The organism is Ohtaekwangia kribbensis (genome assembly GCF_042676245.1).
In the GTDB taxonomy this organism is placed as follows: Bacteria; Bacteroidota; Bacteroidia; order Cytophagales; family Cyclobacteriaceae; genus Ohtaekwangia; species Ohtaekwangia kribbensis.
On record NZ_JBHTKA010000001.1, the window covers coordinates 1907640 to 1921725 of the forward strand.

The window sequence follows — 14086 nt, forward strand, 5'->3', positions numbered from 1 at the left end:
CAAACCTCCAACACTCATACAATGAAAAGAATAACATTACGCGGTCTTATACTATTAGCAACAGCTATAGTATATATCGACACCACTTCCGCGCAGAAGGCTGCGGATAAAAATAAGCCCAACATTATACTCATCATGGTAGATGATATGGGCTACTCAGACATAGGCGCATACGGATCGGAGATACAAACACCCCATCTCGACAAACTTGCTTCGGAAGGATTGCGCTTCAAGGAATTCTACAACAACGCTATATGCGCACCTACACGTGCATCTTTACTCACAGGACAATATCCCCATCGGGCCGGTATAGGATACTTCGATGTAAACCTGGGGCTACCGGCGTACCAGGGATTTCTCAATAAAGAATCGCTGACGATAGGAGAAGTGTTGCGTGGTGCCGGCTATAGCACATTGCTCTCTGGTAAATGGCACGTTGGTAATGATAGTCTCTCGTGGCCGAATCAACGCGGCTTCGATCAGTTCTACGGTGTTATTGGCGGAGGTGCCAACTATTTCAACAACTACCCGATGCCACTCTTCGGTAGAGATTACCCGGTGGTGCTGGTGGAGAACAACAAGCGACTCAATCCTGAACCCAACAGCTATTACTTTACAGACGAAATCACCAACCATGCTGTTACATTCCTCGAAGAGCAGAATAAAACCAACAAGCCGTTCTTCCTGTATGTAGCCTACACGGCACCACACTGGCCACTGCATGCCTTACCGGAAGATATAGCGAAGTATAAAGGTAAATATGACAAAGGCTGGGATGAACTGCGCAAAGAGCGCTACGCGCGCCAGCAACAACTTGGTATACTCGATGCACAGAGTAAACCGGCCGAGCGCGATGCATCTATACCGCAGTGGGACAATTTAACCTACGATGAACAGAAGCTTTGGGCAGCACGCATGGAAGTATATGCAGCAATGGTAGATCGCATGGATCAGGGTGTAGGAAAGATCGTTGCCAAACTGAAGCAACTGAAGAAAGATGACAATACACTCCTCGTATTCATTTCAGATAACGGTGCCGAAGGTGGTAATCATACTTTCGGTGGAAGGGGAAAACGATTAAACTCAGGTCCTGTAGGAACAGCCGGATCATTCGACTATGTATTCAAGAACTGGGCACACGTCTCCAATACACCACTAAACTCCTATAAAGGCAACATGCATGAGGGTGGTATATCTTCACCGCTTATTGCCTGGTATCCAAAGAGAATTAAAGCCAACACCATTGCCAAAGGCACTGGTCACCTCATTGATCTCGCTCCTACTTTCTATGAAGTTGCCGGAGTAAAATATCCACAACAGTTCAAAGGTATAACACCTCATGCACTGCCGGGTAAAAGTCTTGTACCGGTATTCACCAGCAGTACACAACAGGTAAGTCGCACGGAACCTATATTTTGGGAACGCGCCGGCAACCGCGCAGTTCGCAAGGGTAAATGGAAACTGGTGGCCGATCATCAGAAAGCATGGGAGCTCTATGACCTTGAAGCTGATCGCGGAGAGACAACAGACCTTTCGGGACAACATCCGGAAGTAGTACGCGAACTGGCATTCGACTATACGCAGTGGGCAGCACGCACGGGTGTTGTTGAATACGAAACCATCAAACCTAAAAATGCTCCAGGAGCACCAGCAGAAACAAAACAGCCGGCCTCCCGCAGCACCAACTAACTATATACACTTTATGAAAAGAATCTTTGTTATCTCGTTTATACTATACATCGCTGCAGCGGTACCGCTACTGGCGCAGAAGAAAGCCGACACAAGCAAGCCTAATCTGATATTGATCATGGTGGATGATATGGGGTTCTCGGATATAGGTTCCTATGGTTCAGAGATACAAACACCGAACCTGGATAAACTCGCAGCCGAAGGTTTACGCTTTCGCGAGTTCTATAACAACTCCATTTGCGCACCGACACGTGCATCGTTGCTTACCGGTCAATACCAGCATCGCGCAGGCGTTGGTTATTTTGATGTGAACCTCGGACTTCCCGCTTACCAGGGATACCTCAACAAAGAATCGCTTACACTCGCTGAGGTATTAAAGCAAAATGGATATAGTACACTCATGTCCGGCAAATGGCATGTTGGGAAAGACAGTCTCGGCTGGCCGAACCAGCGCGGGTTTGATCAGTTCTATGGATTTGTTCCCGGAGCAAGTAACTACTTTGATATAGGTGAATATGGACAAGCTCCTCCGGTTACACTTATCAAAAACAACACGAAAGAAAATCTGAAACCCGGAGAGTACCTTACCAACAAGATCGTTGACAACGCACTTGCTTTTTTAGATGAACAAAATAAAACGCAAAAACCTTTCTTCCTCTACCTTCCTTTCAACGCGCCACACTGGCCGCTTCAGGCACTGCCGGAAGATATAGCGAAGTATAAAGGGCGCTATGATATAGGTTGGGATTCGCTGCGCCAGCAACGACTGGCACGTCAGCGTGAGTTAGGTATACTTCTGCCGAATCAAAAAGTAGCCCAGCGCGATCCGGAAGTTCCCAAATGGGACAACCTCACGTACGACCAGAAGCAACTCTGGAAAGCGAAGATGGAGGTATATGCCGCGATGATCGATCGCGTAGATCAGAATATAGGAAGAGTTCTTGCCAAACTGAAAGAACTGAAAAAAGATGAGAACACGCTGATCGTATTTATATCCGACAACGGAGCGCAGGGAGGTTATGCCGGTACCAACCGGAAACCGCAGCGCAACGGCGGGCCTATCGGTTCTCCGGGATCATATGATTACCAGGAACAAAGCTGGGCGTATGTCTCCAACACACCGCATCGTCAGTATAAAAACAACATGCACGAAGGTGGTTTCAGCTCGCCTTTCATCGCATGGTTCCCGAAGCGTATTAAAGGCGGACAGATTGTAAAAGGTACCGCGCACCTTATTGATATAGCACCCACCTTCTATGAAATGGCAGGCGCTACATACCCGGCAAACTATAAAGGTGTAAAGCCACATCCGCTGGCAGGTAAAAGTCTTGTACCTGTTTTAACAAGCCAGGCTACTGAAGTGAATCGCGGAGAGCCTCTCTTCTGGGAACGTGCCGGTAATCGTGCCGTGCGTAAAGGTGATTGGAAAATTGTCTCAACGTATCCATCCTATAAATGGGAGCTGTATGATCTGAGTAAAGACAGAGGCGAGACAAAAGATTTAGCAGGCGAGCGTCCGGATATAGTGAATGAACTTTCAGCTGATTACTTCAAATGGGCTGAACGTACCGGAGTTGTTGATTATGACAAGATCAAACCTAACCAGCCGATGCAGATACCTGGGCAAAGTACACCAGGTCCTGTAGCCGCTCAATCGAACCATTAATCTATGAAAACAAAATCCGCGCTCTATTTTCTTATGTTGAGTTTAGCCTTCCTTACAGGGAGGCTATACGCACAGAAATCCGTTAACGAACTGACGCTCGAAGCGTTTGAACAGAAACTAAAACAATCACCTGTTCCGCAGATACTGGATGTTCGTTCATCGCAGGAATTTTCGGAAAACCACCTGATCGGTGCTGTTAACCTGAACGCTTCCGATACGGCACTCTATAACAAACGCATTCAGACGTTAGACAAGAGTAAACCTGTATTTGTATACTCTATCAACAACGGACGAAGCGGTGTTATTGCAAAACAATTGCGTAGTCGTGGGTTCCGTGAAGTATATGAATTACCGGGAGGTATAGCGCACTGGATCGGTGCCGGTAGACCGATCGAGTCAAAAGCAGGACAAGGTATATCAGCGGACGAATTTCAAAAGCTTATCACAGCTTCAAACCTTGTACTGGTTGATGTTGGCTCGAAACATTGTGGTGCATGCAAAAAGTTAGCACCAGTAGTCGATACGGTTGCGCATCAGTATACCGGCAAACTCAACGTGCATAAGATTGAACTGTATGACAACCGTGCGCTTGCAAAACAACTGAATATAGAATCTGTACCAACCCTCATCCTTTATAAAGATGGCAAGCCGGTGTGGACAAAATCGGGCAACATTACAAAGGCCATACTCCAAGAAGCGTTGCAGGCCAACAGCACGGCACCTTCGTGCGAAGGCACAACAGAATTGATGAAACGAAGAACTGAACAAGCCAGGAACAATTAGTTATGAAAAAAATCCAGAAAGCAAAAACGACAACACTCATCACTTTGCTGACATCGATGTTATTGGTTTCCTTTCAGCCCGTAACGCATGGCGATGAGACAATGGTATATATTAACGGAGGTACGTTGACTACTACGGACCCGGTAACTGAAAAGTATATCGAAATAAAACTGAAGCCTTATCTTCTGGACAAAAAACTGGTAACGGTATCTGACTTCGAAACATTTGTAAAAGAAACGCACTACCTCACCGAAGCGGAGAAGTTTGGTAATGCCGGTGTGTTCAACGATCGCCTGCAACAATGGGAACTGGTTGATGGTGCAGACTTCCGCTATCCTTTCGGCAGAAACAAACCGAAAGCAGAAGGCAATCATCCGGTAACGCAGGTATCATGGAACGATGCCGCTGCCTATGCACAATGGATAGGTAAACGTTTACCAACACAATGGGAGTGGGAACACGCCGCCAAGAATGGTGAGCAGACCAGACAACGCTATACGTGGGGCGAAGATCTTGTTATAGCCGGTAAGTATAAAGCCAATACGTGGCAGGGAACTTTTCCTTCGTATAACTCGGGGGAAGATGGGTATATCTATACTTCACCAGTCGGGGTTTTCGGTGCAAACAAGATAGGACTGACGGATATGGGCGGCAATGTATGGCAATGGTGCCAGGACAGTATAGAGCCTGCCGGTCGCGATGCTGAAATTGACCCGGCTACCAGACGTGTGATACGCGGTGGTTCATTTCTTTGCGACCCCATGGTGTGTCATGGTTTCAGAATTGCCGGACGTGCTGCATCAACACCGGAGTCATCGATGCTGCACATTGGTTTTCGTTGCGCCAAAGATGCTCAGTGAATCCAACCGGGATATATACCATATAAAATCTGAATTTAAGGAGCGTATTATTTCTTGATCACCTTTCTGGAAATAATATTCTCCTTTCCTTTTAACTGCACTACATACGAGCCACTCGGGTAATCCTTCATCGAGATAACCGCTGAGTAGACACCGTTGGACTCCTGCTGCAAATCCGTTTTAACAATTTCGTGGCCGAACACATCCAACACGGTAGCAGAAGTCAATTTACGGGAAGCGGCCACTTCAATATATAGTTTGTCGCTTATCGGAACCGGGTATACACGTACACCACGGTCAGCCTCCTCGATTCCAGTGATAAAAAATTCACGCATGCCGGCCAGCGAACAATCACCTTGCAGAACAGTAACCGAATATATACCCGACTCCACCGGAACATAGGTAGAAGCCGTAGCACCTTCTATAGCGTTACCATCTTTATACCATTGGATGTTGCTTGCATAGTCTATTTTCAGTTTACCATCTTCTTCGCTGATGATAACTTCGGGACCGGGTTTATCGATCACGATTGTAAAACGCTGATCACCTTTGGATGCAGGCGCATCCGTTATGGTAAACGGATACGTATCTTGTGCCGAAACAAATATATTCTGATTCAGGTAGTGATCTTCCAGAATGATGGATGCATCAGCTTCAAACGAACTCATGTTGCTAAACTTCAACTGGTAGGCACCGGGTTTTGCATCGGCAACATCGAGGTTAACGCGTGTGTTACACATCAGCGATGGCAGTGAGTTGATCGCCAGTCGCTCATGATTCTCTGTGAGAGATGAAAGATTGAACAATCCATTCTTTAATTTCCAGGCATCCGCATAGTCATCAAATTGTTTCGTGGCATCATTCCGGAAGTGAATGGCTGTCTCATCTTCAAACGATCCATTAGTCATTTTTATATGCAGCAGATTCTCGGTGGATGCTGTGCGAAAGAACGTTGGCGATTGTCCGGGGGCTTTTATATTTTCCCGGGTACTTAATACCGGGCTGCCAGCGGTAGCTTTTACCCAGAACGCTTGTCCTATAGGTATATACCGCGATCCGCCATTAATACCGGTTGTGCCGTTCCATATAGCATATTGCAGCGTTTCACCACCATTATCCGCTATATATATAGTACCACTAATGTTTGTCTTGGTCCACCCTGTGGCAGCGTTCCAGTCAATAACAGAAGGATATGGATTGCCCACCAGGTTCCAGCCATCGTTGGCGATTGTACCTGACGATGTAAAAGATACCGGAAGCGAAATATTTCCCTGGTTGGCAACACCCCGTATATCCCACACAGGTGATAGCAGATAGTTACCTCTTACAAACATAGTATATCCCCTGCCCGGCTGCAGTACCTCCGTATTAACAGCATCCGGAAAATCAATATAGCCATCATTAAAATCAGAAGAACCACTTCCGTTAACATCGGTAATTACCGTTTCGTTGTATGCGAACATCGATTGCGTGGTTGTGCAATCTTTACAATTGGTAGAGCCAACAAACGTACCTGTAACCGGAATCTCTTCCTGGATATCTGCTACCGTACCACCTTGAACAGGCGATGTTATATACCGGTATATGCGCGTGTTATTCGGACCTTCAATTGACATATAGCGCTGCACCGTGATATTGCCGGTCACCTGTGCACCGGCCGGTAGCGGTGCTATAGCAGCATCGATCACGGGTTCATCGGCAGAAGATATCATGGTAAAAGTTGCCGTGTCCAGTGAGCCATCCGCATCCAGTATAGCACCCGTTGCGAGTGTTAATATACCATGAAGCTGATGCCTCGACTCCACGCTAACTCCGGAATTCAATGCGGTATTGGTAATGTGTATATTATTGAAACCGATAGACGAACTTCCGTTGATCAATTGAGGAGCTCCTGCTGTAGTACCTGAAAATTTTACGATGCCACTGTTATGTTCGAATGATCCTTCATCTAACGTAAAATTACTTTTCAGATCGAGTGTATCGCTGCTTGATAAAAACGCAGTCCCATTGATACGTAAATCGCCATTTACATGAATCGGAACCGATCCCCCTACAAAGAATCCTCCTGCGAGTGTAGCTTCATCAACAATATTTATACGTTGTGCTCCCTGCGTTATCGTTCCGGTATAGGCTGCATTAACGGTGAGCGAAGCTATATTGACAGTAGCATCTATCGTGCATGATCCATCGTTGGCGCCATCAAATACAACAGCATCGACACTGGACGGAACCGTTGCTCCACCTTGTCCACCGGGAGAAACGGACCAACTCGCACGATTACTCCAATTGGACAATGCTGCTGCCACCCAATACCGATTCACCGGAGACGTTGAAAGTGTCCACCAGGCAAACAGATCGGTGTCACTAAGATTACTGAGTGTTACGGTATTGGTAGTTGTATTTATAGTGGGTTCAGCCGAGAAATCGGTCCAGGTACTCAACGTATTGTTCCAGCGTTCCGGACGAAGTGCAGCTTCTTCGATCGTATTTCCAACAGCACTGTGTTCGCTGTCACGATAAGTAAAGGCCAGTGATGTAAGTGCAGGCCGCGTGGTATATGATTGGGCATTTATCTGCCAGAACCTATCGATAGCAAAAGCAGAGTGATCGGTACCCGATGATCCGTTGAAGTTGGACACACCAGTTGGCAGGTTTGCACCATTGTTCCAATTGGTTGTGTGGTAGGTAGAAAAAAGAAAATAGCCGCTACCGACTGCTCCTGTTGGTGTAAAGGTTAACGGAATATAGTCACCGCTATATCCCCAGGGTATGGTATAATTACCGGTAGTAGTACCGATATACCATTTGATAACGTTGTTCTCACCTTCGCTGATGATATAGCCGCTGTTACGCGTAATGGCGTTGGCATTGGAATTCTGTATAACCAGTGTTGCACCTTGCGCAATAGTAATATTGGCACCGTTCAGTACCAGGCGTGCCTGTGCGTGCAGATCCTGTATATCGATCAGCAACAGCAATGTCATTATTAAAATTGCGGGTTTCAAATCTGTATATCGCATAACTTTCCTTGATTTCTGACCACAATAAAATACCTCACTATATATAGCAAACACCATTATATAGTATATAAATAAGAAACGATACTGTAAAAGACCGTCCAGAAACACGAACGATCCAATACCGGGTAGGCTATACCGAAATTACAATTTTATGATTTCAAAAAAAATCATGAACACTATATCTCTGAATTATTTTAAAATGAAAGACAAATGTTTAAACACTTCTATACTTTCTATTGTGACAAGCACCTGCTTTTAGAAATACCACACCACATACTGTAGCCAATCATACACAATTATGAAGTATATAAAAATCAGCTTTTCCCTGATGGATACAACGATACAGCTATGCATTTTTGATTTTGACAAAATCTTTTTCCTATACGTTACCAGACACACAATCAAACTCAAATCACCCATGCCATGAAAAAGACATTACTTATTATCTTGTTGTACATCGGAGTACACTTTTCAACACAGGCACAAAGCATTGGTATAAATTCTACCGGTGCAGATCCCGCGGCATCTGCCATGCTGGATATCGCATCTACCAATTCCGGATTATTAATACCTCGCGTAGCGTTAACGGCAACCAACGCAGCAACTCCGGTTACATCACCAGCTACAAGCTTGCTGGTATATAATACCGCTACGGCAGGCACTGCTCCCAACAACGTAGTTCCCGGATATTATTTCTGGAATGGAAGTGCATGGGCATTATTGGTTGCTTCTTCTACCAACGGCAACGTAGGTATTCGAAACATAAGTCCTACGCAACCACTGGATGTAACGGGTAACGTTCGCTTTAGCGGTGCGCTAATGCCTAATAACAGTGCAGGTACAACTGGGTATATATTGCAATCTAACGGTGCCAATAATGCGCCTACCTGGGTAACACCCACATCCGTTGCTCAAACTACCAGTTGGCTGCAGAATGGTAATGCCGTAACTTCGATACAGTCAATCGGTACTACATCCAACTTTGCACTTCCCTTCATTACCAACAACGTGGAGCGCATGCGACTTACCACTGCGGGAAATTTAGGTATAGGCTCAAGTACATTTGACGGAACCAATCCTGAAAAATTACTGGTTGATGCCGGTACAACAACCTCGTATAATTTAATGACCGGCCGGGGTAGTATTGATAACTACCTGCAGATAAACGTAAAGAATAATTCGGGTGGTGGAAGTGCCAGCTCGGATATAGTTGCAACTTCCAACAATGGAACAGAATCCGTTAACTATATCGACATGGGTATAAATTCGGGTGGGTATAGCAACACCTCATTACCCGTGCTGGGTGGCGCCAATACAGCTTATCTCTATGCAACCGGTAATGACTTTGTTATTGGTAACGGTACGGCTACGCGCCCGTTGCGCTTTTTTACCGGTGGTTTCACTGCTGCCAATGAAAGACTTCGCATCGATGGAAGTGGACGAGTTGGTATAGGAAACACCAGTCCTGCAGAAGTATTGGATGTAACGGGTAATGTTCGCTTTACCGGTGCATTGTCGCCCGCGGGTAGCGCTGGTACGTCAGGACAAATCTTACAATCCAACGGTACGAATACCGCTCCGAGCTGGGTTGCACCAAGTACGGTTGTAGGTTCTTCTACGTGGGTGCTGGATGGAAACAACGTGGCGGCTGCACGCTCGTTTGGGACAACATCAAATTTTGATCTTCCTTTCATCACCAACAACACCGAAAAAATGCGCATCACAGCCACCGGTAATGTAGGCATTGGTACCAGCACGCCAACGGATGAAAAATTACTCGTGGAAGCTGGCACTACCATACAAACTGCCATCAGTGCTGTAGGTACGTTAGATGATTTCCTCGAAATAAACGTTCAGAATTTTTCCAATGGAGCGCTCGCCAGTTCAGATGTAGTGGCCACCGCGAATAACGGAACGGAGAACTCGGTATATATAGACATGGGTATAAACAGTGCCGGATACAATAACGGAAATAGTAATATACTCAACGGTGCCAACCTCGGATACTTGTATTCCAACGCCAACGATCTCAAGATTGGTAACGGATCCCCGGGAAGAAACCTGATATTTTTTACAAATCCTGTAGGAGGTATACTCGGCACCAATACAGCCAATGGTCTTGAAAGACTACGCATTACTTCGGCAGGTTTTGTAGGAATAGGAACGAATAACCCAACGCACTTACTACACCTGGGAGCAGACGATGCCGTTAAACCCGGAGGCGGAAGCTGGGCATCTCCTTCCGACAGAAGACTGAAGAAAGACATTACCGATTTTACAGATGGAATGAATGTCATCGCCAAGATCAAGCCGGTATCATTCCGTTATAACGGCATTGCAGGTTTGCCGGATGATGGCAAGCAATATATAGGGATCATTGCACAAGACATGCAGAAGGCGGCACCCTATACGATTGATACATTTACGGACAGCGAAACGAAAATCGATTACTTGAAATATGATCCGAACGCTGTAACCTATATTCTTATTAATGCAGTAAAGGAACAACAGGCTACGATCGAAAAATTACAGAAACAGCTTGACGAACAGAATAAACGACTTGCAGCACTGGAAAGTAAAATCAAATAGAGCGATCAGAAGAAAAAATATACTATAACAGGTTTATTCATACAACATGCCGGTGAGCAGGTATAATTCTGCTTTGCTGTTGGTTAACTCTTCGTACATCTTCCAGCGCATCTCATGGTAGTCACGCAGTTGCTCGAATTCATATAGCAACAGCGTAGACTTCTGTGTTTGCATCATGGTAATCAGTTTTTCCTGCTGGTATATTAATTCCATGATCTGGCGAATGGAAGACGACTTCTTTTCAATAGTTGCCAGGAGCTGCATGATCTCTTCTGTAGCCGTATCCAAAATAGAAACATCCTCCTGTTGGGCTACCTGTAGTCGATAAGCGTCTCGTTTTTTTTCCGCTTTCCGGATATTCGAAAATTTTAAGGGTATGGATATCATCGCGGTGATAGCGTTATACGCAGGCGAAGGAGCGCCCGGATTAGTCCCCTGGGTAATAAAATTATTTCCCAATGTAAACGATATATCCGGAGTGCGGTTGCTGGCAGCCAGTGCAATTTCCTTGTGCACTAAATCCAGCATGGCTTTGTTTGAAGCAATCTTATAGTGCCGGTCAATAGCAATCTCTTCGCTTGTATTTTTATCAGACCATACACAGGTATCCGGTGCTATAGATTGTGTTTGATAGACATGCGTTACCAGTATCTGCAGTTCGTCCAGCACACCTGTATAACTTTCGCGGAGATCGTCCAACAGAATCTCATTCTCATACTGCACCAGTTTTCTTTTAATTGCCAGTGCACTATCCAGGACGATTACCTTCTGAATATTTTTTATATGCTGCTCCAGTTCGTGTATTTGTTGTTCAAGCATCCAGCATTCCTGGAAAGCGAGTAGTGCATCGCGTTTAAATGTATTAGCGAACACCGTATGCTCCTCGCGCGCTACGGCAACCTGCTGCCGCGCGTAGTTAACACGGTGCATGCGCTTTCTTCCCATCTCTACAGTATGCTCTATACCTATAAATAGCTGCTGCGGCATATTGATACCGCTTATATCACCGGAAGCATTTCCGAAACCCAACACCGGATCGGGTGACACGCGTGCTATTTCAACATTGAGTTGTGCCAGCTTTATATCATCCGTCTGGCGGGTAATTTCCGGATGCACTGAAACTGCATTGAGAAAATCCTCGACCGAAAGAGGTGTATAGGTTTGCGCACTGAGTATACCAATCCTGAAAAAAAGTATACAACCAATTATATAGTACCGCATCGCAGTAAAGCCAGACTAAACATTATCAATGAAGACGTATTTGCCTGATTGCATATACTATACAATCAGGCAATAAAATGGTAGCACTTAAGAGTAATTTAGAATTCCGTAAACTCGCTATCGTTTACTGTATCGCTAAGTTTCAAATCAAAACCGTTAGAAGCACCGCGCGACACCGATTTACCTTCAGCAACTTTACTCTTTTCAGATACAGCTATACCCTGACCAGCACGTATTATTTTTCCGGATGCCAAGCTGCCTATATTAAAGTAGCCGATTGCATTTTTCAATTCTTCGGCGAGTGTATTCAGCTCTTCTGCATTTGAAGACATTTCTTCTGCAGCCGATGCATTGCTTTGTGTAACTATCGACAACTGTTGTATCGCTTTATTAACCTGGTTCGCTCCCTGACTTTGCTCTGTGCTTGCCGATGCAATTTCCTGCACAAGCTCTGCGGTGCGATTTATATCCGGCAATGTACTGGTGAGCATATCTTTTGATTCCTTCGCCATCTTTACTGTGCGGGCTGATATCTCGTTAATCTCAGCAGCCGCACGCTGACTTCTCTCCGCGAGCTTGCGCACTTCTGCTGCCACTACCGCAAAACCTTTTCCGTGTTCACCGGCACGTGCAGCTTCAACGGCCGCATTAAGCGCTAGCAAGTCTGTCTTCGATGCAATCTCCTCGATGATCATAATCTTTTCAGCTATCGTAGTAATGGCATCTACAGTTTCTGAAACAGACTGATTGCTCATCTTAATATCGGTTGCAGCTTTGTTCGCGATCTTCTCAGTCTCCTGTGAGTTGGTGGTGTTCTGTTCAATGTTCGCGATCATTTGCTCCATGGAAGCAGATACTTCCTCTGAAGCACTCGCCTGTTCCTGCGCGCCTTGAGACATTTGCTGTGAGGCTGCTGCAACCTGGTGACTGGCTGTTGATACACTAGCCGCACCGTTGTAAATGGTAGCGGTAATAGAGCGAAGATTATTTACCATGGCTTCAAGCGCATTATCAAGATCACCACCTTTATTTTCCATCGTGCTGAAATCCATTGTGAGATCACCTTTAGACACTTGCTTGGCTATATCTGCGCTGCTGCGCAGTTTTTCAAGCATCGCTTTGAGTTCTTCCAGCATTTCACCTATCTCGTCACGTTTCTCAACTGCTATATCTGTTGAAAAATCACCTTGCGCTACTTTACGGATTGCTGTCTTCGCTACCAACAACGATGATGCTATATCTTTCAATATCCAGAATGCCACCAGTAAACCGAACGTTACTGAAAATGCAATCAGGATAAGCATGGTTCGTACAGCACTGGCATACATTTCATCAGTCGCAAGTCTGTCTTCCGCAAGTTTACCTTCAATACCCGACTCAATCTCACTTAATATAGCATCTGATTCATTGTCCAATCGTTCTACATCGCCCTCAGACAAGGCCTCTGCATTTATCTTCGTACTCTTCCGTCCCAGTTCCATTACCTGCATGTGCAGGGTATGAAAATTATTGTATTGCATTTGTAGTCTGTCAAACAACGCTCTTTCCGGACCTTGCAGATTACCACCCAGTTCTGTAGACAGTAATTCAAGCTTATTCTCCAGTTCACTCGCCTGCAACAGAATTAACTTGTTCATTTCATCTGTCTCCGAAGCGATCATCAGTTTTTCAGTGTTTTTTAATTCAACCAACAACAATTTGATCCGGTATATTCTGTCAAGCTGATCTTTTGCATTGGTTGCCATAAAGCTGCCTCTCAGTTCATCAGCGGTTGATAGTATTTTTGAAAAGCTGGCCTCGCATTCATTCTCGGAGAGTACGGTAGCACGTATCTCTGTATTTTCAAGTGACAGGCGTACAACCGTTTCACCAACGGCCAGAAACTCACTTATCTTCGTTTTCAATAGTGCTATCTTTTGCAGCTGTTCATCGTCACTGATTTTTTCAAGCTCAGCTATCGTGTTGTCCAGCTCTTTTGTAAAGCCTTCGATAGAACGCTTCAGGGCATTCATCCCCTGCTCATCTTCAGCGAGAATTAATTTCTTCTGGTCCCGGCTTATTTCTGTGAGATTTACTTCAACATCTCCGATCAGTTGCAATTGTACAGCACTGATATCGGTAATCTCATTTAGCTTATCACTGATATCGCTGATCTGCCGGTAGGATATAAAAAAGATCACACCTTTCAGAAGAAGAAGAACTGTAAATACAGCAATGAGCTTGGTACGAATTGTAAAATTATTGATCATGATGAAAGT

Annotated in this window: 8 protein-coding genes; 5 read left to right on the forward strand and 3 right to left on the reverse strand. The window is 45.3% G+C overall.

Annotated features, from left to right (window positions below; all coding sequences use genetic code 11):
* Positions 1–21 precede the first annotated feature (21 nt).
* The 4 genes from ACFQ21_RS07635 to ACFQ21_RS07650 are packed head-to-tail and all read left to right on the forward strand — an operon-like array spanning position 22 to position 4998.
* Complete coding sequence (locus tag ACFQ21_RS07635) at positions 22–1689, forward strand: arylsulfatase (RefSeq protein WP_377577145.1); 1668 nt, start codon at positions 22–24, stop codon at positions 1687–1689.
* A gap of 13 nt (positions 1690–1702) precedes the next feature.
* Complete coding sequence (locus ACFQ21_RS07640; protein WP_377577148.1) at positions 1703–3355, forward strand: arylsulfatase; 1653 nt, start codon at positions 1703–1705, stop codon at positions 3353–3355.
* Positions 3356–3358: 3 nt separating this feature from the next.
* On the forward strand, positions 3359–4138 hold the full coding sequence (locus ACFQ21_RS07645; protein WP_377577151.1) for a thioredoxin domain-containing protein: 780 nt from the start codon (positions 3359–3361) through the stop codon (positions 4136–4138).
* A 2-nt stretch (positions 4139–4140) separates the two neighbouring features.
* On the forward strand, positions 4141–4998 hold the full coding sequence (locus ACFQ21_RS07650) for a formylglycine-generating enzyme family protein (RefSeq protein WP_377577154.1): 858 nt from the start codon (positions 4141–4143) through the stop codon (positions 4996–4998).
* Positions 4999–5045: 47 nt separating this feature from the next.
* Here ACFQ21_RS07650 and ACFQ21_RS07655 read toward each other — a convergent pair whose 3' ends face one another.
* Complete coding sequence (locus tag ACFQ21_RS07655) at positions 5046–7982, reverse strand: T9SS type A sorting domain-containing protein (protein ID WP_377577157.1); 2937 nt, start codon at positions 7980–7982, stop codon at positions 5046–5048.
* Between the two features lie 459 nt (positions 7983–8441).
* Here ACFQ21_RS07655 and ACFQ21_RS07660 point away from each other — a divergent pair, with 459 nt between their 5' ends.
* Positions 8442–10607 carry a tail fiber domain-containing protein gene (locus tag ACFQ21_RS07660; RefSeq protein WP_377577160.1) on the forward strand — a complete coding sequence of 722 codons (2166 nt, stop codon included), beginning with the start codon at positions 8442–8444 and terminating at the stop codon, positions 10605–10607.
* Positions 10608–10640: 33 nt separating this feature from the next.
* On the opposite strand, the gene ACFQ21_RS07665 is transcribed toward ACFQ21_RS07660, so the two are convergent.
* Complete coding sequence (locus tag ACFQ21_RS07665) at positions 10641–11828, reverse strand: TolC family protein (RefSeq protein ID WP_377577163.1); 1188 nt, start codon at positions 11826–11828, stop codon at positions 10641–10643.
* 98 nt (positions 11829–11926) lie between these two features.
* On the reverse strand, positions 11927–14077 hold the full coding sequence (locus tag ACFQ21_RS07670) for a HAMP domain-containing methyl-accepting chemotaxis protein (RefSeq protein ID WP_377577166.1): 2151 nt from the start codon (positions 14075–14077) through the stop codon (positions 11927–11929).
* Positions 14078–14086: the final 9 nt, after the last annotated feature.